Source organism: Bradyrhizobium sp. HKCCYLRH1030, from assembly GCF_051168395.1.
Classification (GTDB): domain Bacteria; phylum Pseudomonadota; class Alphaproteobacteria; order Rhizobiales; family Xanthobacteraceae; genus Bradyrhizobium.
In genome coordinates this window covers 211,036-234,637 of the sequence record NZ_JBNPUY010000007.1, presented here as the reverse complement: position 1 = coordinate 234,637, position 23,602 = coordinate 211,036, and the positions used below count along the sequence as shown (strand labels likewise).

Here is a 23,602-nt window from a genome sequence, read left to right as displayed (position 1 = left end):
GACGATCACAATCCGTCTGCCAACGCAAGACGTGTCATGAACGACCTTCGGTCGCTGCGGCGCTCCAAAAAAAAGCGCTTTCGCTTTTCCAGAAAATATGCTCTACTGTATCCATCCTGCTTCGCCACGAGGGGCGTATCGCGATCGTCACGACACGTGAGGCGGGGAGGCGATGGCCGCTTATCTGCCGCAGCGTGCTTGCACGCGGACGAACGGCAGCTGGCGGACGTGAAGTCGTGTGGTCCTGGCGCCGCGACGCTGGCGCTAAGCTTTCGGGCGATGATTCCGAGGGCGACGGTGGCTAAAGAGCCGTACACCGGGGAGATCACGGTATAAGCGTGAAGACCATCGCGCGGGGAATGCCGGGATGTCTCGGCTGAACCTGTGGTTCCTGCCGCCTGCATTTTTTTCGCAGGCGGGCCATGGGGGCGGCCAGCTCCCGGCATTCCCTGCGCCCTCGTGTTTCACGAGGGATCGTCGATCCCATCAGCCCGGGCGCGTTGCGTCGCGGGATCTCGCCGATGCGCGCCAGAAGGCTCAGCCGGCGCGCGCGAAACAGAACGAGCGGGAGGACGCCTCCGTGCGCCGACGAGCGACCTGCCCAGTGGCCGTTTGCCCAGCGCGCGGGTGCTCGCGCCGCAGCCGGATTTGATCTACACGGGGGCGTTTACGATGGACCATTCATGACGTCTCGCGTGCACCGGTGCGTGGGACAATCCGGAGTTGCATATGTCGCCCAGCCAAGCATCGCCCCTGACACTCGTTGTCGAAACGGCCGAGATCCTGACCTCGCTCGGCGTCGCGCCGGAGCGGCTGCGCGGTGGGACGCGCGCCGCCCGTTCGCCCGTGACCGGCGAGGTGTTGGCCCATGTGCATGACGACAGCAGGGCGGATGCGACCGCGGTGATCGCGCGCGCGCATGCCGCGTTCTTGCAGTGGCGGCTCAAGCCGGCACCGAAGCGCGGCGAACTGGTGCGGCTGTTCGGCGAGGAGCTGCGCGCCCACAAGGCCGCGCTCGGCCGCCTGGTCTCGATCGAGGCCGGCAAGATCGTCTCCGAGGGGCTCGGCGAGGTCCAGGAGATGATCGACATCTGCGACTTCGCCGTCGGCCTGTCACGCCAGCTCTATGGCCTGACCATCGCCACCGAGCGCGCCGAGCACCGGATGATGGAGACCTGGCATCCCCTGGGGGTCACCGGCGTGATCTCCGCCTTCAACTTCCCCGTGGCGGTGTGGGCCTGGAATGCAGCGCTGGCGCTGGTGTGCGGCAACAGCGTCGTCTGGAAGCCGTCGGAGAAGACGCCGCTCACCGCGCTCGCGACCGACGCGCTGCTGGCGCGTGCGCTGCAGCGTTATCGCCGCGAGGGCGGCGAGGCGCCGGAGGGGCTCGCCGGCCTGCTGCTCGGCGGCCGCGCGGTCGGCGAGATGCTGGTCGACGATGCCAGGGTGCCGCTGGTGTCGGCGACCGGATCGACCGCCATGGGGCGCGTCGTCGGCGCCTGTCTTGCCGGCCGCTTTGCCCGCGCCATCCTCGAGCTCGGCGGCAACAATGCCGCGATCGTCACGCCCACGGCCGATCTCGATCTCACCCTGCGCGCCGTGGCGTTCGCGGCGATGGGCACCGCGGGCCAGCGCTGCACCAGCCTGCGCCGCCTGTTCGTGCATGCCGACGTCTACACCCAGCTCGTGCCGCGGCTGAAGCAGGCCTACGCCTCGGTGGCGATCGGCAATCCGCTGGAGCAGGGCACCTTGATCGGCCCGCTGATCGATCGCGGCGCCTACGACGCCATGCAGGACGCGCTGAGCGCCGCGCGGGATCACGGCGGCCGCGTGTTCGGCGGCGAGCGCGTCGCGGTCGGCGGCTTTGCGGAGGCGTACTACGTGCGGCCGGCCCTGGTCGAGATCGAATCGCAATCCGGTCCGGTCGAGCGCGAGACGTTCGCGCCGATTCTCTATGTGATGCCGTATCGCGATCTCGATGCCGCGATCGAGCTGCACAATGCGGTGCCGCAGGGGCTGTCGTCGTCGATCTTCACCAATGATCTGCGCGAGGCCGAACTGTTCGTGTCGTCGCGCGGCTCCGATTGCGGCATCGCCAACGTCAATATCGGCCCCTCGGGCGCCGAGATCGGCGGCGCGTTCGGCGGCGAGAAGGAGACCGGCGGCGGCCGCGAGTCCGGCTCGGATTCATGGAAGGCCTATATGCGCCGGGCCACCAACACCGTGAACTACGGCCGCAGCCTGCCGCTGGCGCAGGGCGTCAAGTTCGACCTCGGCTGATCGATGCGACGGGGCTCTCTCATCGGCGGAACCGCTTCGCTGCGTCGTGCGTTGCGCGCTGATAAGGAGATGCACCATGGCAACGAAGAAGAAAGCCTCGACCGCAAAGTCAGCGCGCGGACGCAACCAGGATCGCGCCCGCGTCGCGGGTGGACAGGACCACGAAGTCCGCTACGAAGCCAAGAAGAGCGGCCGCTCGGCGTCCGCGGTGAAGAAGGCGGTCAAGAAGGTCGGCAACAGCCGCAAGAAAGTCGAGCGCAAGCTGACGCGCCAGTGACGTCAATGTTGCTTCGGCCGCTCCGGCGGCCGAAGCGATCCCCTCGCCCAGCGGAGCGCCTTGGGCGAGTGCAGCGGATCGGGCCCATCGCAGGTCGGACAAGCAAGCTCGCGGCGCCCGCCCTTGCCCTCGCGAACCGCGAGCGCACGGCCGCAGGTCGGGCATGGCTTGCGCAGCAGCCACGGGACCGGATGATTCGGCATGATTGCGTCTCCCGGTGGAGGCCTCAGGCTAGGGCATCTCGGGGTAGCTACGGAATCACTTATTTGAATCACGGCGGATATTCCGGCTCTCCGTGCCGTGAACAATCAGGGCAGGTGTCGCCGGTCGCGGCCAGGACGTCCTCGATCGCCGCGAGCGCGTCCGAACTACACACGCCGCGTGGCGGATCGTCGCGTGCGATGCGAAGCGCCCGCGCCAGCGCATGCGGGTCGCCGCGCTCGCGCATCCAGCCGTGCTGTTCGCATTCAACGATCGCGCCGGCCTCGCGCAGGGTGGCGACCGCCCAGCGCTCGAGGCGCTGGCTCGCGGAATGGTGTGTGACGGCAGTCTGCATCGGCCACGCTCTCCCGCCGGGAGAATCCACGAATCGGCTGGCGTTTCCAGGCCCGTCCTGCAGGGCAGGGATTCCAAAATGGAGGGGCTGGCTTGCCGCGGATTATTCGGCGGCCCGGCTTGAGATCGCCGCGGGCTGGGGCCATCCTTGATGGAGTTTGAGTGAAACGGATGCAGACCGGAATGCAGATCAGGGCCAACGAGGATTTGCTGCTCATCATCGATGTGCAGAACGATTTTTGTCCCGGCGGCGCGCTCGCCGTGGCCGACGGCGATGCCGTGGTGCCGGCGATCAACCGGCTGAGCGGGATGTTCGATCACGTCGTCCTGACCCAGGACTGGCACCCGGCGGGACACAGCTCGTTCGCCTCGAGCCACCCCGGCAAGGCGCCGTTCGAGAGCGTCACGATGCCCTACGGGCCGCAGACCTTGTGGCCGGACCACTGCATCCAGGGCACGCCGGGCGCCGCCTTCCATGCCGAGCTTGCGACCGACAAGGCGCAGCTCATCATCCGCAAGGGCTTTCGTGCCGCGATCGATTCCTACTCGGCGTTCTTCGAGAACGACAAGACCACGCCCACGGGCCTCGCCGGCTACCTGCGCGAGCGCGGCCTGAAGCGGGTTTTCCTGGTCGGTCTCGCCACCGATTTCTGCGTGCACTATTCGGCGGTCGATGCGCGGCGGCTCGGCTTCGCGGCCATCGTCATCGACAACGCCTGCCGCGGCATCGACCTCGGCGGCTCGATGGCGGCGGCCAAGGCGCAGGGCGCGGAGGCCGGGGTCGAGCGGATCGCCGAGCTGGCGTAGCGACGATGGACTACGCCGCCGCGCCGATGGTCGGCTCGGCGATGGCGCCGGCGACGCGGACGCGGACGCGCAGCGCGTTGCCGGGGAGGTAGGCGATCGGCATGTCCTCGACATCGACCGTCTTGAGCGTGTCGCGGTCGGCGCCGGCCTGCACCGCGCGCTCCTCGGCGATGGCCCGCGCCGCCGCGATGGCCTCGTCGCGGGTCAGGTCGCGGAAGACCTGGTCGGCCTCGCCGGAGACCTGGGCGATGGCGGCGCCGACCGCGTTGGCGCAGTCGCCATGGTCGACGCGCACGATGGTGGAGATGCCGGCAAGGCGCTCCGGCACCAGGAAGGCGCCGCCGCCCACCGCGAGCAGCGGCACGTCGCCGGCCTCGGTCTTCATGCGGTCGATGTCGCCCTCGAGCTTGCGGTGGGCGTCGGCGAGCGCGGCGTCGATCAGGCTTTTCGGCAGATGCGCGACGCGCGATCGGTCGCCGATGTCGATCAGCCCCACCGCGACCGCGATGTCGGTCGCGGTCAGGCGGTCGCCGCCAAACACCAGCGCGTCGGATGTCAGCCGGTATCCGACGCTGAGCGGGCCGACGCGGACCGGATCCTGCTCGACATGGCTGCCGCCGCCGAGCCCGATCGAGAGCAAATCGGGCATGCGGAACAGGGTGCGGACGCCACCGACCTCGACGACGGTGTTGGCCTCGCGCGGAAAGCCGTGGCGCAACTGGCCGATGTCGCTGGTGGTGCCGCCGACGTCGACGACCATGGCGTCGTCGAGGCCGGAGAGATACGCGGCGCCGCGCATCGAGTTGGTGGCGCCGGAGGCGAAGCTCATGACCGGGAAGGCGGTCGCGATCTCCGCCTGCATCACGGTGCCGTCGTTCTGCGTCAGGAACAGCGGCGCATCGATGCCGGACTCCGCGATCGCCTTGCGGAAGGCGGCGACCGTCGTGACCGCGAGGTCGTGGAGCGCGGCATTGAGCAGGGCGGCGTTCTCGCGCTCCAGCAGTCCGATGCGGCCGAGGTCGTGCGAGAGCGTGACGGCCACATCAGGGCAGATCTCGGCGAGGATTTCCCGCGCCGCGATCTCACAGCTCGGGTCGAGCGGCGAGAACGACGAGGCGACCGCGACCGCGCGCAGGCCCTTGGCCTTGATCGCGCGCGCGGCGGCTTTCAGGCCGCCGATGTCGAGCGGCATGAATGGGCGGCCATCATAATCGTGGCCGCCTTCGAGCATGAAGGTCTCGCCGCTGACCAGCGCGGCGAGATCGCCCGGCCAGTCGCAGAACGGCGGCAGCGAGGCGGAGGCGGGCATCCCGATGCGGATGGCGCCGATCTTCTGCAGGTGCCGCCGCTGCACCACCGCATTGATGAAATGCGTGGTGCCGATCACCACCGCGTCGACCGGCACGGCCGCCGCGGGATTTTCTCGCAGCGCCTTCAGCGCCGCGAGGATGCCGGAGGTGACGTCGGCGGTGGTCGCAGCCTTGACGGAGTGGACGACATGGTCGTCGGCAATCAGGACGGCGTCGGTGTTGGTGCCACCGACGTCAATGCCAATCCGCTTCATTCTCAGGGAGCTCCAGGGGTCGCAAACAGCGACCGGAAATCGAGGTCGTAACCGAAGGCGCGGGGGCCGACGAATTCGAGCCCGCGCGGGCTGGTCAATACGGCGGGCGCGGGCAGCGCGATCACGGTGACGCGCTGGCCGTAGCGCGCCGTCTCGGTGCCGATGCCGTGGCCGTTGACGCTGTCGAGCACGCAGATCAGGTCTGGCGACATCGCGATGGCTTCGCCATCGCGCCAAGCCACGATCCATTCGTTCTGGAACGACAGCTTGAGCCGGGTGCCGCGATCGTCGTCGCTGCCCTCCACGACGGCGCTGCCGCGCAGAAAGCCCTCGGTGGTGCGGCGCTCGACGTCGACGATCTTGCCGCTGAACAGCCGCTGGCCGCCCTCGCAATCGAGGATCGCCGCGATCGGATCCTGGTGGCTCCGGTTCGCTGCCTCGACCGCACGGCCGATCGCGATCGCCTTGGTGGTCGTGAAATGGATGCCCCAGTCCTTGACCTCGCGGCCCGTGCGCGGCGCCTTGCTGGTCGAGGCGATCGAGCCCATCTCGACGCAGATCTTGCGGCTGGCGCGCTCCATCCACTTCCAGCTCGGCACCTTGGTCACGACGGCCTCGATGCCGCGCGGATCGTAGAGCGTGCAGGGATAGGGCTTGAGGTCGCCGATCGCGACCGACGTCATCTGTGCCTCGGGAAAGGCACGGCCCATGCAGTCGGCGTCGACCACGGGGATGTTCAGATGCGCCGCCGCCATCAGCGCCTGCATGCCGTTGCCGCCGCCGATCTCGACCGACATCACGGCGCGAAATGTGATGCCGTTGATCTCCTCCTGCATGCGCACCGCACGCGCGATGCTGCGGCTGTCGGCCAGCCGTTCCTGCCCGACCAAGGGGGCGCCCATGTTGGAGACCACCGCGACCCAGTCGTCGTCGGCGAGGTCGAGCGGCGATATCATCTGCACGCGATGCCCCTCCGCATAGAGCCGGCGCAGGTTGAGCAGGCCGAGATAGGGACTGCCGCCGCCGCCGGTGCCGAGGATCCAGGCGCCGACCGCGAGCGCCTCGATGTCGTCGAGGCTGATCGTCTTCATGCCGGCTGCGCTCACGGCACAAGCTCTTCGACGTCGCTCTGTGACTGCGGCGCACGGTACTGCTGCGGGAATAGGAATATAACGCTCACAATATCAATCCTCGAGGATGACGAGATCGGCCGGACGCCAGTCGAGCGTGACCGTTTGACCCGGCGCATGGAGAGGACCAGCTCCGGAATTCGGCTGTTGCGCCAGCACGTGCTGTCCGCTCTCCAGGGCGATGCGGTACAGCACCGCGCCGCCGAGGAAATTGGTGCTCTCGACGGTGCCGCGCGCGGACATGCCTGTCCGCTTGGCATCGGCCACCTCGGCTGGCGATACCGAGATCTTCTCCGGCCGCAGCGCGACCGACAGAACCTCGGCCTCGGCTGCTGCAACTGTGTCCGCCAGGGACAGTACCAGACCGTTGCCGACGGCTATCCCGACGCCATTGTCCAAGGTCACGCGCTGACCACGAAAAATGTTGGTGTCGCCGATGAAATCGGCGACGAAACGCGTCCGCGGCCGATCGTAGATCTCGAGCGGGGTGCCGATCTGCTCGACGCGGCCGGCGTTCATGACCGCGATGCGGTCCGACATGGCCAGCGCCTCCTCCTGGTCGTGGGTGACGAACACGAGGGTGAGGCCAAGCGTCTTTTGCAGCCGCTTGAGTTCGAACTGCATCTGCTGGCGCAATTTCTTGTCGAGTGCGCCGAGCGGCTCGTCGCAGAGCAGCACGCGCGGCGAGATGACGATGGCGCGGGCGAGCGCGACGCGCTGCTGCTGGCCGCCGGACAGTTGCGCCGGCCTGCGGTTCTCCAGGCCTCCGAGTTCAACCATCGCCAGCGCTGCCTTCACCTTCGCGGCAATCGTCGCCTTGTCGATCTTGCGCATGCGCAGGCCGAAGGCGACGTTCTCGGCTACGGTCCGGTGCGGGAACAGGGCGTAGTTCTGGAACACCATCGCCATGTCGCGCTTGTGCGCCGGCACGTGGGTGATGTCGGCGCCGTCGAGGCGGATCTCGCCGGCGCTTGGGCTGTCGAAGCCGGCGATCATGCGCAGGGTGGTGGTCTTGCCGCAGCCGGACGGGCCGAGCAGCGAAAAGAACTCGCCAGGCCTGATGTTCACGGCAACCGCGTCGACTGCGCGTACGCCGCCGTCATAGATCTTGCTGACCGCGGCGATCTCGATGGCAGCGCTCATGCGCGGAAGATCCGGTTGACCCGGCTGTCGATCTCGTCCTTCCGTGCGTTGTACCACTTCCAGTCGACCTGGATCAGCTTGCCGACCTTCTCCGGCGTCGTCAGCAGCTTGGCGTCATACTTGGAGTCGAGCTTGACCTTCTTGTTGGCCGGCGAATACCAGACGGTCTCAGCGAGGCGCTTTTGAACCTCGGGGCGCAGCATGTAGTTGATATAGGCGTTGGCGAGCTCCTTCACCTTGCTGCCGGGCGTGATGCTCAGCACTTGCTCGAGCGACAGCACGCCCTCGTTCGGCGTGACGAAGTCGACCGGCTGGTTCTGACCGTCGTAACGATAGATGCCGGAATCATGCAGGATGCCGAGGCCGACCTCACCGGACAGGATCAGCTTCTCCATCGCGCCGGTGAAGTCGACCAGCTTGATCGGCTTCAGCTTCTCCAGCGCTGCATAGGCGGCGTCAAGGTCGGTCTGGCCCTTGCCATACAGCGCGCCGCACATCATCACGAACGCCTGTCCCAGGCTGTTGGCAGGGATCACATAGCCGCCGCGCGCGCCGTTGAATCTCGCATCCCAGTAGTCTTTCCACGACATGACGCTCCCATAGCCCTTGTCGGTGCGCATGCCGAGCCCGATGGCGCTGGTGAAGATGCAGACGCCGACGATCTTGTCGCTGACGGCGTAAGGGTAGACGTCGGCAATGTTCGGAACCAGCTTGGGGTCGACCTTGGGCTCGACGAGACCCATCTCCACGGCCGCCCACTGCTCGTTGGAGTTGGTGTGCAGCACGTCGTAGATGGGAGCCGAGCGCGAACTCGCCTGCAGCTTCGGCAGGAATGGCAGCGCGGTGTCGGTCTTGAGCTTGCACTTGAACTCGCTTTCGAAGGCCGGGCCGATCTCGGCCTTCATCACGTCACCCCATTTGCCGCCCCAGCCGGTGACGTTGAGAACGGGCTCGTCCGCACGCGCGACAAAGGGAGCAGCGACAACGCCGGCGCCGAGCGACGCAGCCGCGGTCAGCAGGCGGCGGCGGCTCAGGGGAAAACGACGCGATGAGGCGGTCATGTCCGGGATCTCCCTTAGAGTTTGACGTAGGAGCGAAGACCTACGGTGCGGTCGAGCGCGATGACGACGATGAAGGCGAGCAGGATCGAGACCACCGAGGCCGCGCCGATGGTGCCGTCGAGATCGAACTTCAGATAGTTGAACAGCGTGATCGGCAAGGTCTCGCTGCCCGGCGCGACCAGGAACAGCGACACCGGAAACTGGTCGAACGAGACGATGAAAGCAAAGATCGCGCCTGCCAGAACGCCGGGCTTCACCAGCGGCAGCGTGATCTCGAAGAAGGTCCGGGTGGGGCTGGCGCCGAGATTCTGCGCGGCTTCCTCCAACCTGACATCGAAATTGTGCAGCACGGCGAGCGTGGTCCGCACCACGTAGGGAATCGTCACCAGCGTGTGACCAGCCACCAGCCCCCACACCGGGCGTCCGACGTCGAGCAGTACGTAGGACTGGAACAGCGCAAGACCGGTCAGGATCGCCGGCAGCATGAGCGGCGACAGCATGGTCGCCACGATCAGCCGGGAGCCTGGCAGGTTGCCGCGGGCGATCGCCAGCGCGGCCGAGGCGCCCAGCACGGTGGCCGCGACCGTGGTCATGGCCGCGACTTCGATGCTGAACAGCAGCGCGTGCATGAAGTCGCCCGAGGCGAAGAATTTCTCGAACCAGCGAAAGGAGATGCCGACTGGTGGAAACTGGATGAAAGGCGTCGGGTTGAGCGCGAACACGATCACGATCGCAATCGGCGCCAGCAGGAAGACGAGGATGGCGGTGTTGGCGGCGAGATAGAGCCTGCGGCCCCACCGGAGCGGCCGCGCCTTGCTGCGAAGGGCAGGTGTGGCCGCCAGACCGATTGGCGCAGCGAGCGGCGGCCGCGATCCCGGAGCAAGGCTCGTCATCTGCGCCCTCATTGCAGCTCGCGCTGGCCCGAAACGAGGCCGAGCACGTGATTATACGCGATGACGAGCGAGAGCGAAATGATGAGCAGCACCATGCCGAGCGCAGCCGCGAAGCCGACGTTGAAGTTGGCGGAGATCTGCTGGTAGATCAGGATCGGCAAGGTCATGACCTGGAAGCCGCCGAGCAGGATCGGGGTGACATAGGCGCTGATCGCGAGCGCGAAGACGAGCAGCGAGCCGGCGAGGATGCCGGGCAGGCTGAGCGGCAGGGTGACCTCGAGAAATGCGCGCCATGGGCTGGCGCCGAGATTCTCCGCCGCCTGCTCCAGCCGCTCGTCGATGCGGCCGATCACGCCGGTGAGCGTCAGCACCATGAAAGGCACATAGATGTGGACCAGGCCGATGATGATGCCGGTCTCATTGTACATCAGCTGCAACGGCCTTGTGACCAGCCCGAGCGAGGCCAGGATCTGGTTGATGACACCCTTGTCGGACAGCAGCGTCATCCAGGCGAAGGTACGCACCACGATGCCGGTCAGCATCGGCGCCAGCACGGCCATCAGCAGCAGCGCATGGCCGGTGCGGCTCTTGATACGCGCCATCCAATGCGCGAGCGGGTAGCCGATCACGAGCGCGGCGAGCGTCGTCCAGAGGCCGATCCGGATCGTGGTCCAGATCACCTCGAGATAGTAGCCGTCATCGCCCATGCGGGCATAGTGCCTGGCTGTGAGGGCGACGTTCGGCATGACCACGGGGTTGCCGGTCAGGACGCTCATCACCGCCATCAATCCGATCGGCAGAAAGAAGAACAACGCAAACAGCAGCGCGCTCGGCAGGATCAACAGCGCCAGGCTGTTGACGCGCGGCGCGCTGCTGCTCGTCATCAGGAGGCCAGTCCGGCCAATTGCTCGATGGTCTGGCCGAGCGGATCGCCGGTCATGCGCCGCAGCTTTGCGGCCATGCTGCCGAGCTCGCGGCGGACATTGGCACGCTCGATCTCGGTGGTGGCCTGGACCGAGTAGGAGACGGCGATGCCGATCAGCTCACCGCTCTCGCCGCCCGTCAGCGCAAAGCCCTGCGAGCCGACGCCCTCGATGGCCTCGTCGGCGGCGTCCGAGATGCCGGTCCGGCGGATCTCGTTCAGCCGCGCCATCAGCTCGGTGAAGTTCTGCGGCGAGTTGGCCGGGACCTTCGGGTAGTCGAGCGGCACGCGCGTCCGGATCTCCTGGTCTGTCAGACGCGCCAGCATGGCGCGGCCGTTCGAGGTGATGATGGCCGGCGTGCGCTGGCCCGGCGGGTTGACGACGCGCAGCGGGTTGGAGCCGGGCACGATGCGCAGCACCACCTGCTGATAGCCGTCGAGCACGGCGATGTAGCCGGTGTGGCCGGTGCGCGCGCAGACATCGCGCAGCTCGCGCTCGGCGGTGGCGATCAGGTCGTCATGGGCCCGGTGCAGCCGCCCGAGCTCGAAGGTGAGCAGGCCCGGCCGGTAGCGGCGGCTGTGCGGATCCTGCTCGAGCAGGCCGCAATCGCGCAGCGAGCGGAGCAGGCGGGAGGTCGAGCTTTTCGGTTTGCCGGTCAGGACCTGGACGTCGGCAAAGGAGAGGTCGGGCCGCGCGGTCGAGAAGCAGCGCAGGATGTCGATGGCGTTGGTCAGGGCGCTCATGATGATACCGTTTGTTCCATTTTTTGGAACGTAGTCCCAAATTCTAGAAGCGGCAGACCGTCTGCCGCAAGGCGAAATTACTGGCAACGAGGTGCCCGAATGCGCGTCAGGGTGGTGGTCGGGGCGCCGGGCGCAGACGGAGCATGCTCAGCCTCACCGCGCCACGGTGGACCTGATGCGACCGACGGCGGCGTCGACGCCCGTCCAGGCCGGCTTGTCCGGAGCAAATTGCTGACGGAGATAGGCGACGAGTTCGGCGAGCTGGCCGTCGCTGAGATGGTCCTTGAACGCCGGCATGTAGCCGAGATCGGACGAGACCGGCTTCATGATCCCGTGCAGGATCACCTGGATCAGATTGTCGGGTGTGGCGCTGTGCAGGTTGCTGTTCAGCGCCAGCGAGGGCCGACTGCCGAACAACGGCAGGCCGCCGACCTCGTGGCAGACCGCGCAGGCGCCGAGATAGAGCCGTGCCGCCGGAGACGCCGTCGAGGTCGTCTTGGTGCGCGCTTCCAACTCCGCGGCCATCGCCTCCAGCTTCGCTGCCTCGGACGAGGGCGTCTGGAACGAGGCGAGATAGATCGCCATGGCCCGAACGTCCGCGTCGGGCAGCGTCGCGAGATCCTTCACGATCGGCGCCATCGGACCGGCGGCCACGCCATGGAAGCGCGACTGACCGGAGCGGAGATAGGTGTAGAATTCGTCCTCGGTCCACGGGATCGGGGCAGTCGAGAGCGCGGTCAGCGCAGGGGCTTCCCAGCCATCGGCGAAGCCGCCAGCCAGATGTGCGTTGCGTTGCTCGGCGCCAAGCGCATTGCGCGGCGAATGACAGGCGCTGCAATGGCCGAGGCTTTCGACGAGATAGAAGCCGCGATTCCACTGCTCCGATTGTGTCGGATCGGGCCGGAACGGCTGCGTGTCGTGAAACAGAGCGTTCCATCCGGCGACCAGCGGCCGCAGGTTGAATGGAAAGCGCAGCGCGTTGTCAGGCGCCTGCTGTCTCACTGGCGCCTGTGCCATCAGGTAGGCGTAGAGCGCCTGCAGGTCGGCATCATCGGTTCGCGCGAAATGCGTGTAGGGAAACGCCGGATAGAGCTGCCGGCCGTCGCGATGCACGCCCTCGCGCATCGCGCGCTCGAAGGCGGGATAGGACCAGGCGCCGATGCCGGTCTCGACGTCGGGCGTGATGTTGGTGCTGAACAGCGTGCCGAACGGCGTCTCCAGTGCGCGGCCGCCGGCATTGATCAGGCCGCCATCCGCGGTGTGGCAGACAGCGCAATTGCCGAGTGCCGCGAGCGCCTCGCCGCGCGCGATCGTCGCTGCGGAATAGACCGAGGGATCGGGGCGCGTGATCGGCGCGATGGCGCGCCAGGGCAACACGGCGGTGGCGATGCCGATCGCCGCGGCGCATGCCGCGACGGCGGTGGCGATCACGCCGCCCCGCTTGGCAAAGGGCTTGTGCCACGTGGTCGCCGGTCTTTCGGGGGCGGGCAGCGACTGCGGCGCCGGCGTCTCCGCCCGTTCGCCGCGCAGGCCTTTCAGAATGCGCTCCGGCGTGAATGGCGGCTCGCGGAAGCGGACGCCGGTGGCGTCGTAGATCGCATTGGCGATCGCGGCGGCGCTGGGCACGGACGCGGACTCGCCGACGCCGAGCGGCGGCTGATCCGGCCGCGGCAGCATCAGCACGTCGATCTCAGGCACGTCGGGGAAGGTGATGATCGGATAGGCGCCCCATTCCCGTGCCGCGACCTTGCCGCGCGTGAAGGGAATCTCCTCCATCAGCGCCCGGCTGGTGGATTGGATGACGTTGCCTTCGATCTGGTGGCGTACCCCGTCTGGATTGATCATCAGGCCGGAGTCCTGGCCTGCAATGACCCGCGTGACGCTGACATCGCCGGTGGTCGTATTCACGGCGACATCGGCGATCCACGCCGACCATGCCGCGCCGTAGCCGGGAAACTTGCTGTGGACGTAGAGCGCGTAGGCAAAGCCGCGGCCATGGACGACGCCGTTCTCGGGCGTCTTCTCCTCCCGCACGGGGCGCGGCGTCCAGCCGGCGCGCTCGGCCACGGCGTTCACGAGATCACGTGCGCGCTCGTCCTTCAGATAGCGCAGCCGGTATTCGATCGGGTCGACGCCGGCCTCGGCGGCGAGCTCGTCGATGTAGGACTCGTGCGCGAAGGTGTTGGGCAGCGCCGAGACACCGCGGATCCAGGACGCACGCACGATCGGCGGCATGTCATGCGCCGTGACGCGCATGTGCTCATAGTCGTAAGGCGGGATCGCGGTGCGGTCGCCCATCTCGAACACCGCAGGCTCCGGCCCGATGCGCCCGGTCAGCAGCAGCGCCAGCGTCGGCGCGCCGTTCGAGGGATAGCGCGTGGCGAACTCATAGGCCGCGACCGAGCCGTCGGTATTGAGGCCGCCATTGACGTCCATCAGCTGCGCGGTGCCCTTGGGCTCCCACAGATGCTCCTGCTCGCGCGACAATTGCACCCGCACCGGGCGGCCGACCGCACGCGACAGCAGCAGCGCATCGGCCGTGACGTCGTCAGCGCAGTTGCGGCCGTAGCAGCCGGCGGCCTCGAGGCGGATCAGCTCGATCTGGTGCTCGGGGCAGTCGATCAGCTTGGCGAGATCGCCGCGCAGGATGTGCGGATTCTGCGTGCCGGAATAAATGCGGATCTGCCCGTCGCGATAGTCGGCGACAGCGCAGGACGGTCCGATCGAGCCGTGCATCTGGTAGGGCCAGAGATAGGTCCTCCGCATCGGCTTGGCGGCGCCGGCGACGGCGTCATCGACATCGCCCTTGTCGAGCAGCCGGCGCGGAGCGGACGGATTGGCCCGCAGCGCGTTCTCGACATCGTCGAGGTCGCGCAGGGTCGGCACCGGCTTCCATTTCACCTCGAGGCGCTCGGCGGCACGGATCGCATTCTCCTCGCGCTCGGCGACGACGCCGATGAAGTCGCCGATGACGACGACGTCGACCAGGCCAGGGACATCGCGCACTGACTCCCTATCGACGCCAAGAAGGCTGGTCCCGATGAAGGGGCCGGCATCGACGCCGGCATAGGGCGGACGCACGACGCGGCCGTGCAGCATGCCGGGGACGCGAACGTCATGCACGTAAGTGAGCTCACCGGTCGCCTTCGCCGGCAGGTCGACGCGCGGCACCGAGCGGCCGACGACCTGATAGTCGTTCACCGACTTGACGAGGATATCGTCGGCGAGCTCGAGGCGGATCGTCTCATCGCCGATCAGCTCGCCATAGCTGAGGACGCGGTTGTTGGGCCCGCGGACCAGTCCGTCCTCGACCGTCAAGTCCTGAACGTCGAGGTCGAGCTGCGTCGCCGCCCGCGCCAAGAGGAAGGCGCGCGCCTGCGCCGCCGCCTTGCGCAGGGGCACGGCGGTGATCTGGATTGTCTCGCTGGCGATGGTCGCGCCCTGGTTCGGCACGACCGCGGTGTCCCCGAGCACGACCACGACCCGAGCGAAGGAGACGTCCAGCTCTTCTGCGACGATCTGTCCCAGCGCGGTGCGGATGCCGGTGCCGAGATCGACATGGCCGTTGAAGGCGGAGACCTCGCCTGCCGCCGTGATCCGGATGAAGGTTTCGAACTGGCCATCTTTGCCGGCTATGGGACGTTCGACAACCAGCCGGCCGCGAGGCATGTCGGCGTCCTTGGTGAGGCGATCGTTCATCAGTCCAGCGCCTCGAGCGTGTGGCCGGCCGCGCGCATCGCCGCGCGGAGGATTTCGACATGCGCGCCGCAGCGGCAGAGATTGTAGCGCAGCGCTTGCTTGATCTCGTCGGGTGACGGATCGGGCTTGATCGCCAGCAGCGCCTTGGTCGTCATGATCATGCCGTTGAGGCAGTAGCCGCATTGCGCGGCCTGCTCGGCGATGAAGGCCTGCTGCACCGGATCGGGCGCCTCGCGCGAGCCCAGTCCTTCCAGCGTGGTGACGTCGCGGCCGATGCAGCCTTCCACCGGAATGATGCAGGAACGGGCGGCGCGGCCATCGATCAGCACGGTGCAGGCGCCGCATTCCCCCAGGCCGCAGCCGTATTTCGGACCGTTCAGAGCGAGGTCGTTGCGCAGCACATGGAGCAGGGGCGTGTCCGGCGCGGCCGCGACGTCATGCGTCCGTCCGTTCACGGTCAGCCGAATCGTTGCTGGCGTCATGCCCTTCTGTCGTCCGCTATGCTATCGTTAACGAGGATGCGATGGTGATCGCTCCGAGCGTATCGTTTGTGTACTAACATGCAAGTGGCACGTATTGCGCTGCAGCGTATGCACGATTTGTCGTCATTGTGCAGGGCAAACTGATCGTTTATCCGGCAATCGTGCTTTTCGTTCGCGGTGGCGCTTGACAGCCGGCGGAGGGGCGCGACATCATTCGTATACGAACGAATTGCCGCGGCGCGTGGATGGCTGCCGCCAACTCCGCTTCAAGATGGGCTTCTCTGCATGGTGACTGAGACGGCGAGCGACGGTGCAGGGGACAAGATCCGCTGCGATGCCTGCCCGGTGATGTGCTACATCAAGCCGGGCGCGGCAGGCGCCTGCGACCGCTATGCCAATCAGGACGGTGTGCTGGTGCGCGTCGATCCGCATATCCTGCTGGAGCGCACGGTGTCGCATTGCGGCAAGCTGGTGCCGTTCCAGGCGAGCGGCGACTGGGACGGCAAGATCGTGCATCAGCCGGAGCTGTTCGTCACCGCGATCGGCGCCGGCACCACTTATCCCGACTACAAGCCGGCGCCGTTCATCGTGTCATCGGTCGTCGATGGCGTCGACATGGTCACGGTCGTGACCGAGGGCATCTTCAGCTATTGCGGCGTCAAGGTGAAGATCGACACCGACCGCTATCTCGGCCCGGAAGCGGCGACGGTGCGCGTCGACGGCGAAGCGGTCGGTCACGTTACGACCAGCGAATACGGCTCGCAGATGCTGTCGCTCGGCGGCGTGCATCATCTCACGGGCGGCTCCAAGAAGGAGGGGCGTGTCACCTGTGACGCGCTGATGGACCTCAGCAACCGCAAAGCCGTGGAACTCGTGGTTGACGGCGGCTCCAGCGTGATCGTGCAGGCGGGGCAGCCCCCGATCGTCAACGGCGTCAAGGAAGAGCGCATGCGCGTCGGCTGCGGCTCGGCCACGATCGGCATGTTCGCCAAGCAATGGCAGGGCAAGGTCGACGAGGTCGTCGTGGTCGATGATCACATCACCGGCGTGCTGTCAGAGCACCAGGCCGGCAAGCTGCTCGACATTCCCGCGACAGGCATCAAGATGAAGGGGCGACGCTCGACGCCGGGCCGCTACTTCCAGGTGGCGCAGCCCGGAACCGGCTGGGGCGGCACCGACATCTCCGATCCGCTGTCGATCCTCGGGCCATTCGATCCCAAGACGGCGAAGCCGGGAACGACGCTGCTGATGGTGTCCACGACGGGCGAGCATGCCGGATACTACGTGCTCGACGAGACGCTCAGGCCGGTGCAGCGCGAGATGCCGGCGGAGCTGCAGTTCTCGGTCGAGCGCATCCAGGAGAACTGCGAGCCGGCGCTGTGCACCGTGCTGTTCATGGCCGGTGCCGGCGGCTCGCTGCGCGCCGGCGTCACCGACAATCCGGTGCGGCTGACGAGGTCGGTCAAGGATACGCTGACGCGGGTGACGAGCGGCGGTGCGCCGGTCTATGTCTGGCCGGGCGGCGGCATCACCTATATGGTCGACGTGACCCAGATGCCGGCCGGCGCCTTCGGCTATGTGCCGACGCCGGCGATCGTCGCGCCGATCGAGTTCACGCTGAGGCTATCGGATTATGCGGCGCTCGGCGGGCACATGGATTACGTCCAGCCGCTCGCTTCGCTCAAGGATGTCAGCAAGGACATTCGCCAACTGCCGTGGCCGAGGCCGGGTGCATGACCCGGCAGCCACAGATCGCCTTGTTGCCTGACCGGCGGCTGCATCTGCAGGACGGCCCGATCGATCTGATCATCGGCGCCGACGCGATCGATGGTGATATCCGCGCGGCCTATCGTGCGGCGGCCGAGCGTTTCACGGGTCTCTTGGACGAGCTGTGTGCCGAACTGTCCGATCTGCGCAGGGGCGCCGATCACGATCGATGCCCATTGAAAGGTGTCGTCGCGCGGCGGATGCATGCGGCCGTGTCGCCGTTCGCCCGCGAAATGTTCATCACGCCGATGGCCGCGGTTGCCGGGAGCGTGGCCGAGGAGATCCTCGGCGCCATGCGCGGCGCGACGAATCTGACGCGGGCCTATGTCAACAATGGCGGTGACATCGCACTCCATCTGCGGGATGCCGCCACCTTCAGCGTCGGGCTGATGGACCGTCCCGACGGCGCAGGTGTGATGCGCAGGATGACGCTTCGTGCTGCCGATGCGATCGGCGGCGTCGCCACGTCGGGCCGCCACGGCCGCAGTTTCTCGCTGGGCATTGCCGACGCGGTGACGGTACTCGCGCGCAGCGCGGCGCAGGCGGATGCGGCGGCGACGGTGATCGGCAACGCGGTCGATCTTCCGGGTCATCCGGCCGTGCTTCGCCGACCCGCCTGCGAGTTGCAACCGGAGACCGATCTCGGTGATCGCCTCGTCACATGCGAGGTCGGAGAGCTCCGTGATGTCGAGGTTGCCGAAGCGCTGGCCGCGGGCGAGCATCGTGGGCAGTCGCTGCTGTCGGCCGGTCTGATCGAAGGCGCCGTTCTGCAGCTTCGCGGCAACATTCGCGTTGTCGGTCCGCGCGCGATCGAGATCGTTCGTCGGCCGCAGTTGCGAGCGGCGGCGGCGTGAGGTTTGATGCATGATGTGCAGGAACACGAAGGATCATCGATGAGCGCCGTCATCAGAAAGATCGTGACCGTGGTCGAGGAAGTCCATCAGGAGATGGGCCGGTCCGTCTCGCCGCCGACGCGGCGGGCTGCGGCAGTGGCGGTGATCGAGAATCCGTTTGCCGGCCGCTATGTCGAGGACCTGTCGCCTCTGATTGCGATCGGCGAGGAGCTGGGCGAGATGCTGGCCAAGCGCGCCGTGGCCGCGCTCGGCATCGAAGGGCCGGCCGCGCACAGCTACGGCAAGGCGGCCGCCGTCGGCAGCGACGGCGAGCTGGAGCATGCGGCCGCGATCCTGCATCCGAAAATGGGCGCGCCGGTGCGCAAGGTACTCGGCAAGGGCGCGGCGCTGATCCCGTCGTCGAAGAAGCGCGGCGGCGTCGGCTGCACGCTCGACATTCCGCTCGGCCATAAAGATGCGGCCTTCGTGCGCAGTCATTTCGATGGCATGGAGGTGCAGATCAACGACGCGCCGCGCGCCAATGAGATCATGGTCGCGCTCGCGGTCACCGACAGCGGCCGTCCGCTGCCGCGCGTCGGCGGGCTCACGGTCGCCGAGATCAAGGGCGAGGACGGTCTACGGTAATTCGACTCAACATGGAGGCTGAAGGGATGCGACGGAGAACGATGCTTGCGGCAGGCCTGGGCCTTGCCGTCGCGGGATTGACGGGCGCGGCGCGCGCCGAGGACGTCATCAAGATCGGCGAGATCAACAGCTATTCGCTGCTGCCGGCCTTCACCGAGCCCTATCGCAAGGGCTGGCAGCTCGCGGTCGAGGAGATCAATGCGGCCGGCGGCATCAACGGCAAGAAGCTCGTCGTCGTCTCCAAGGACGACAGCGGCAAGCCGGCTGACGCGCAGACCGCAGCCAACGAGCTGGTGTCGAGCGAGAACGTGGCGATGCTCGCCGGTACGTTCCTGTCGAACATCGGCCTCGCCGTCAGCGACTTCGCCAACCAGAAGAAAGTTTTCTTCCTGGCGGCAGAGCCGCTGACCGACGCCATCACCTGGGCGAAGGGCAACAAATACACCTTCCGCCTGCGTCCGTCGAACTACATGCAGGCGGCGATGCTGGTGGAGGAGGCCGCCAAGCTTCCCGCCAAGCGCTGGGCCACCATTGCGCCGAACTATGAATATGGCCAGTCGGCCGTCGCGGTGTTCAAGAAGCTCTTGTCGGAGAAACGGCCCGACATCCAGTGGGTGGACGAGCAGTGGCCGCCGCAGGGCAAGATCGACGCCGGTCCGGTGGTGCAGGCCGTCGCCGCCGCCAATCCGGAGGCGATCCTCAACGTCACCTTCGGCGCCGATCTCGTGAAGCTGGTCCGCGAGGGCAACACCCGCGGCCTGTTCAAGGACCGCAAGGTCGTCAGCTTCCTGACCGGCGAGCCGGAATATCTCGATCCGCTCAAGGAGGAGACGCCCGAGGGCTGGATCGTCACCGGCTATCCCTGGTATTCGATCAAGACGCCCGAGCACGACGCGTTCCTGAAGGCGTATCAGGCCAAATATAACGACTATCCGCGGCTTGGTTCGATCGTCGGCTACCAGACCATCAAGTCGGCAGCCGCCATCCTCGCCAAGGCCGGCTCGACCGATACCGACAAGCTGATCGCCGCGGCCGAGGGACTGTCGGTGCCGTCGCCCTTCGGTGAAATCACGTTCCGCAAGATCGATCACCAGTCGACGCTCGGCGCTTACGTCGGCAAGACTGCGCTGAAGGACGGCAAGGGCATCATGGTCGACGCCGTCTATCGCAAGGGCTCGGACTACCTGCCTGGTGACGCGGAGGTCGGCAAGCTCCGGCCGAAGGACTGATCCACACGATCCTGCTTCTCCCTCTCCCGCAGGGGGAGAGCGGGCGGGGTGAGGGAATACGACGCCTGATCTGCAGGTTCGGGCCGAGATCCCTCACCCCACGCTTGCTCGCCAGCTCTCTGAGGGAGCGCCGAGCGCAAACGCGGCTCATCGATTCGACGATCTCCTCACGCGGACCGCCCATGGCCTTCTATTTCGTCCAGTTCCTGACCGGCCTTGCCAGTGCAGCCTCGCTGTTCCTGGTGGCGTCGGGACTGTCGATCATCTTCGGCGTCACCCGCATCGTGAATTTCGCCCATGGCGCGTTCTACATGCTCGGCGCCTATGTGGCCTTTTCGCTCACTGAGAGGCTGTCCGGTCCGCTCGGCTTCTGGGGCGGCATCGTCGTGGCAGCGCTCGCGGTCGCGGCCGTCGGCGTGCTCGTCGAGATCGTGCTGCTGCGCCGGATCTATCACGCGCCGGAGCTGTTCCAGCTGCTCGCGACCTTCGGCTTGACGCTGATGGTCGAGGATCTCGTTGTGCTGATATGGGGGCCGGACGACCTGGTCGGCCGCCGCGCGCCAGGATTGAAAGGTGCGGTCGATTTCTTCGGCCAGAACATTCCGAGCTACGACCTGTTCCTGATCGCGCTCGGTCCGATCGTGCTCGGGGTGCTGTGGTTGCTGTTCCAGCGCACCCGCTGGGGCATCCTGGTGCGCGCGGCGACGCAGGACCGCGACATGGTGGCCGCGCTCGGCGTCAACCAGAAATGGCTGTTCACCTCGGTGTTTGCGGTCGGCGTCTTCCTGGCCGCGCTCGGCGGCGCCCTGCAGATCCCGCGCGACGCGGTCCATCACGCGATGGATCTGCGCATCATCGTCGAGGTGTTCGTGGTCGTCGTGATCGGCGGCCTCGGCAGCATCCTCGGCGCCTTCGTTGCCGCCGTGCTGGTGTCGGAGCTCAACGCTTTCGGCATTTTGATCTTCCCCACGATCTCGCTGATCCTGGTGTTCCTGGTGATGGCGGTCGTGCTGGTCGTCCGGCCCTGGGGCCTGTTCGGTAAGAAGGAAGCGCCCGCGCGCCGCACGCCGGGCCTCACCGTTATTCCGTGGCGTCCGCTGAGCTCGGTCGAGCGGCTGGCGTCCCTCGTCGCTCTGGCGCTGGCAGCGATGCTGCCCTTCATCGCCGGCAACTACGCGCTGACCGTGGGCGCCGAGATCGCGATCTTCGTGATCTTCGCGGCGTCGCTGCATTTCCTGATGGCGGTCGGCGGGCTCGCCTCGTTTGGTCACGCCGCCTATTTCGGCCTCGGCGCCTATGGCGTCGCCTTCCTCGCCAAGATGGCGGGACTGCCGATGATCGTCTGCCTTTTGCTGGGCCCGCTGCTCGGCGCGCTCGGCGCAGCCGTGTTTGGTGCTTTCGCGGTCCAGCTCTCCGGCGTCTACTTCGCGATGCTGACGCTGGCGTTCGCCCAGATCGTTTGGTCGATCGCGTTCCAATGGGTGGCCGTGACCGGCGGCGACAATGGCATTCTCGGTCTCTGGCCGGAAAAGTGGGCGGCCTCGCCGTCGCACTTCTATTGGCTCGCACTGGGCGTGTCGGCGCTCGTGGTCAGCGTGCTCCGGCTGATTACTTTCTCACCCTTTGGCTACGCGCTGCGCGGCATGCGCGACTCGCCGCTGCGCAGCGAGTCGATCGGCATCAACGGCAAGCGTATCCAGTGGACCGCTTTCATCATCGCCGGTACCACGGCCGGCATCGGCGGCGCGCTGTTCGCGTATCTGAAAGGCAGCGTCTTTCCCGACAATATGGGCATCTCGCTGTCGGTCGATGCGCTGGTGATGGTGCTGCTCGGCGGCGTCGAGACGGTGCCTGGCGCGATCTTCGGCGCCATCGTCTACAAGGCGCTCAACATCTGGCTGGTCAGCCAGACCGACTGGTCGAAGCTCGTGCTCGGCATCTTCATCGTGCTGATCGTGGTGGTGTTCCCGAAAGGCATCGTGGGCGTGGTCGAAACCGTCATGCATCGGCGCCGCGCAGCGGCCCCCAAGGGGGCTTCGCTGTCGGCCAAGATGGAGGGCGCACAATGAGTCTCGGCGTGTCGCTGCTCTCCGTCGAAGGCCTGTCGAAATCCTATGGCGGCATTCACGCCGTCCGCAACGTGTCGTTCACGCTGCAGGCCGGCGAGATCCTCGCGCTGATCGGTCCGAACGGCGCCGGCAAGAGCACCTGCTTCGACATGCTCAACGGCCAGAACGTGCCGGACAGCGGCCGCATCACCGTGATGGGGCAGGAGACCACGGGGCGAAAGCCGCGCGAGGTCTGGCGGCTCGGAGTCGGCCGCACCTTCCAGATTACCGCGACCTATCCGACCATGACGGTGCGTGAGAACATCCAGGTCGCGCTGGTCTCGCATCATCGCCGCCTGTTCGATTTCTGGAGCCCGATGGTTGGCATCGAGCGCGACGAAGCCGATCGCCTGCTCGATCTCGTCGGCATGGCCGGCTATGCCGAGCGTCCCTGCGGCGAGCTCGCGTATGGCGACCTCAAGCGGCTGGAGCTTGCGATCGCGCTCGCCAACCAGCCGAAGCTGCTGCTCATGGACGAGCCGACCGCCGGAATGGCGCCGCGCGAGCGTGTCGAGCTGATGCGGCTGACGGCTGGAATCGCGCGTGAGCAGTCGATCGGCGTCCTCTTTACGGAGCACGACATGGACGTGGTATTCGAGCATGCGGACCGCATTCTCGTGCTCAATCGCGGCAGCCTCATTGCCGAGGGATCGCCAGCCGAGGTGCGCGCCAACCGGGAGGTGCAGGCGATCTATCTCGGCGAAGGCCTGCTGTATGATGCCGATCATCGCGAGGGAGCTCCGGCATGAAGCTGTCCGTCGCCAGTCTCAACAGCCACTATGGTCCGGCGCATATCCTGTTCGACATCGGCCTCGAGGTCGGCGAGGGCGAGGTGGTGGCACTGCTCGGGCGCAACGGCGCTGGCAAATCGACGACGTTCCGCTCGATCGTCGGCCTGGTCGAGCTGCGCGAGGGCCAGATCATGTTCGAGGGCAAGGACATCTCGTCCGCGCCGACCCATGAGATCGTCCGCGCCGGCCTCGGCTATGTTCCGGAAGAGCGCCGCATCTTCACCGAGCTGACGGTGGAGGAAAACCTCGAGGTCGGTCGGCAGAAGCCGCGGCCCAATGCGCCGCAATGGACGCGCGAGAAACTCTATCAGTTGTTTCCCAATCTCGGCGAGATGAAGAACCGCCCGGGTGGCCGCATGAGCGGCGGCGAGCAGCAGATGCTCACCATCGCCCGTACCCTGATGGGCAATCCGTCGCTGGTGTTGCTCGACGAGCCATCGGAGGGTTTGTCGCCGAAGATCGTCGAGCAGATGGTCGATGCGATCCTGACCATGAAGAAGGAAGGCGTCTCGCTGGTCGTCTCCGAGCAGAACCTGCATTTCGCCAAGCTGATCTCGGACCGCGCCTATATCATCGAGCGCGGCCGCATCTGCTTCTCCGGCACCATGGCCGAGCTCGACGCGCGGCCCGACATCCGCGACGCGCATCTGTCGATCTGAGGCGAGGGAAGAT

21 protein-coding genes are annotated in these 23,602 nt (G+C 66.8%); 10 read left to right on the top strand and 11 right to left on the bottom strand.

Features of this window, described 5'->3' with window-relative positions; genetic code table 11:
- Nucleotides 1-729: 729 nt before the first annotated feature.
- Both amaB and ACQR1E_RS21695 read left to right on the top strand, forming a co-directional pair.
- Nucleotides 730-2,280 carry an L-piperidine-6-carboxylate dehydrogenase gene (gene amaB / locus ACQR1E_RS21700; RefSeq protein ID WP_315752091.1) on the top strand — a complete coding sequence of 517 codons (1,551 nt, stop codon included), beginning with the start codon at nucleotides 730-732 and terminating at the stop codon, nucleotides 2,278-2,280.
- Nucleotides 2,281-2,356: 76 nt separating this feature from the next.
- Complete coding sequence (locus tag ACQR1E_RS21695; protein WP_315715488.1) at nucleotides 2,357-2,557, top strand: DUF3606 domain-containing protein; 201 nt, start codon at nucleotides 2,357-2,359, stop codon at nucleotides 2,555-2,557.
- Nucleotides 2,558-2,559: 2 nt separating this feature from the next.
- Here ACQR1E_RS21695 and ACQR1E_RS21690 read toward each other — a convergent pair whose 3' ends face one another.
- Together ACQR1E_RS21690 and ACQR1E_RS21685 are read right to left on the bottom strand one after the other, a co-directional pair.
- A complete protein-coding gene (locus ACQR1E_RS21690) occupies nucleotides 2,560-2,760 on the bottom strand; it encodes a hypothetical protein (RefSeq protein ID WP_315715489.1) in 201 nt (66 codons plus the stop codon).
- A 68-nt stretch (nucleotides 2,761-2,828) separates the two neighbouring features.
- Entirely contained in the window at nucleotides 2,829-3,113 is a 285-nt protein-coding gene (locus ACQR1E_RS21685; protein ID WP_434897540.1) for a hypothetical protein, read from the bottom strand.
- 170 nt (nucleotides 3,114-3,283) lie between these two features.
- Here ACQR1E_RS21685 and pncA point away from each other — a divergent pair, with 170 nt between their 5' ends.
- Nucleotides 3,284-3,919 (top strand): bifunctional nicotinamidase/pyrazinamidase, encoded by a 636-nt coding sequence (pncA, locus tag ACQR1E_RS21680; RefSeq protein WP_315752148.1) that lies wholly within the window; start codon nucleotides 3,284-3,286, stop codon nucleotides 3,917-3,919.
- Between the two features lie 10 nt (nucleotides 3,920-3,929).
- Here pncA and ACQR1E_RS21675 read toward each other — a convergent pair whose 3' ends face one another.
- The 9 genes from ACQR1E_RS21675 to ACQR1E_RS21635 form a co-directional block, all read right to left on the bottom strand.
- Nucleotides 3,930-5,483: a hydantoinase/oxoprolinase family protein gene (locus tag ACQR1E_RS21675; RefSeq protein WP_316171881.1), complete on the bottom strand. Its 1,554-nt coding sequence runs from the start codon at nucleotides 5,481-5,483 to the stop codon at nucleotides 3,930-3,932.
- 2 nt (nucleotides 5,484-5,485) lie between these two features.
- Nucleotides 5,486-6,589: a DUF917 domain-containing protein gene (locus ACQR1E_RS21670; protein WP_315715492.1), complete on the bottom strand. Its 1,104-nt coding sequence runs from the start codon at nucleotides 6,587-6,589 to the stop codon at nucleotides 5,486-5,488.
- Between the two features lie 78 nt (nucleotides 6,590-6,667).
- Nucleotides 6,668-7,756: an ABC transporter ATP-binding protein gene (locus tag ACQR1E_RS21665; RefSeq protein WP_434897539.1), complete on the bottom strand. Its 1,089-nt coding sequence runs from the start codon at nucleotides 7,754-7,756 to the stop codon at nucleotides 6,668-6,670.
- Nucleotides 7,753-8,817, bottom strand: a complete 1,065-nt coding sequence (locus ACQR1E_RS21660; RefSeq protein ID WP_434871942.1) for an extracellular solute-binding protein — start codon at nucleotides 8,815-8,817, stop codon at nucleotides 7,753-7,755. Before ACQR1E_RS21660 ends, ACQR1E_RS21665 begins: the two co-directional genes overlap by 4 nt.
- Before the next feature lie 14 nt (nucleotides 8,818-8,831).
- The gene (locus ACQR1E_RS21655) at nucleotides 8,832-9,710 is read right to left on the bottom strand and encodes an ABC transporter permease (protein ID WP_315715496.1); all 879 of its coding nucleotides are present in this window, start codon (nucleotides 9,708-9,710) and stop codon (nucleotides 8,832-8,834) included.
- Nucleotides 9,711-9,718: 8 nt separating this feature from the next.
- Complete coding sequence (locus ACQR1E_RS21650) at nucleotides 9,719-10,594, bottom strand: ABC transporter permease (protein WP_315715497.1); 876 nt, start codon at nucleotides 10,592-10,594, stop codon at nucleotides 9,719-9,721.
- Complete coding sequence (locus tag ACQR1E_RS21645; protein WP_316164235.1) at nucleotides 10,594-11,376, bottom strand: IclR family transcriptional regulator; 783 nt, start codon at nucleotides 11,374-11,376, stop codon at nucleotides 10,594-10,596. Before ACQR1E_RS21645 ends, ACQR1E_RS21650 begins: the two co-directional genes overlap by 1 nt.
- Nucleotides 11,377-11,529: 153 nt before the next feature.
- Nucleotides 11,530-15,075 carry a molybdopterin cofactor-binding domain-containing protein gene (locus ACQR1E_RS21640; RefSeq protein ID WP_434863339.1) on the bottom strand — a complete coding sequence of 1,182 codons (3,546 nt, stop codon included), beginning with the start codon at nucleotides 15,073-15,075 and terminating at the stop codon, nucleotides 11,530-11,532.
- Nucleotides 15,075-15,557 carry a (2Fe-2S)-binding protein gene (locus ACQR1E_RS21635; RefSeq protein WP_316193384.1) on the bottom strand — a complete coding sequence of 161 codons (483 nt, stop codon included), beginning with the start codon at nucleotides 15,555-15,557 and terminating at the stop codon, nucleotides 15,075-15,077. The genes ACQR1E_RS21640 and ACQR1E_RS21635 overlap by 1 nt, the downstream gene beginning before the upstream one ends.
- Before the next feature lie 285 nt (nucleotides 15,558-15,842).
- On the opposite strand from ACQR1E_RS21635, the gene ACQR1E_RS21630 reads away from it, so the two are divergent.
- The 7 genes from ACQR1E_RS21630 to ACQR1E_RS21600 all read left to right on the top strand — a co-directional run bounded on the left by ACQR1E_RS21630 (nucleotide 15,843) and on the right by ACQR1E_RS21600 (nucleotide 23,589).
- The gene (locus ACQR1E_RS21630) at nucleotides 15,843-17,294 is read left to right on the top strand and encodes a 6-hydroxynicotinate reductase (protein ID WP_434897538.1); all 1,452 of its coding nucleotides are present in this window, start codon (nucleotides 15,843-15,845) and stop codon (nucleotides 17,292-17,294) included.
- On the top strand, nucleotides 17,291-18,178 hold the full coding sequence (locus ACQR1E_RS21625) for a UPF0280 family protein (protein ID WP_434863337.1): 888 nt from the start codon (nucleotides 17,291-17,293) through the stop codon (nucleotides 18,176-18,178). The genes ACQR1E_RS21630 and ACQR1E_RS21625 overlap by 4 nt, the downstream gene beginning before the upstream one ends.
- A gap of 39 nt (nucleotides 18,179-18,217) precedes the next feature.
- Nucleotides 18,218-18,802, top strand: a complete 585-nt coding sequence (locus ACQR1E_RS21620; RefSeq protein WP_315715503.1) for an amino acid synthesis family protein — start codon at nucleotides 18,218-18,220, stop codon at nucleotides 18,800-18,802.
- 26 nt (nucleotides 18,803-18,828) lie between these two features.
- A complete protein-coding gene (locus tag ACQR1E_RS21615) occupies nucleotides 18,829-20,031 on the top strand; it encodes an ABC transporter substrate-binding protein (RefSeq protein ID WP_315752083.1) in 1,203 nt (400 codons plus the stop codon).
- 182 nt (nucleotides 20,032-20,213) lie between these two features.
- Nucleotides 20,214-22,100, top strand: a complete 1,887-nt coding sequence (locus tag ACQR1E_RS21610) for an ABC transporter permease (RefSeq protein WP_434841924.1) — start codon at nucleotides 20,214-20,216, stop codon at nucleotides 22,098-22,100.
- Nucleotides 22,097-22,888, top strand: coding sequence for an ABC transporter ATP-binding protein (locus ACQR1E_RS21605; protein ID WP_316162891.1), 792 nt, complete (start codon nucleotides 22,097-22,099; stop codon nucleotides 22,886-22,888). Before ACQR1E_RS21610 ends, ACQR1E_RS21605 begins: the two co-directional genes overlap by 4 nt.
- Entirely contained in the window at nucleotides 22,885-23,589 is a 705-nt protein-coding gene (locus ACQR1E_RS21600) for an ABC transporter ATP-binding protein (RefSeq protein ID WP_315715507.1), read from the top strand. The genes ACQR1E_RS21605 and ACQR1E_RS21600 overlap by 4 nt, the downstream gene beginning before the upstream one ends.
- The last annotated feature ends 13 nt before the right edge of the window (nucleotides 23,590-23,602 follow it).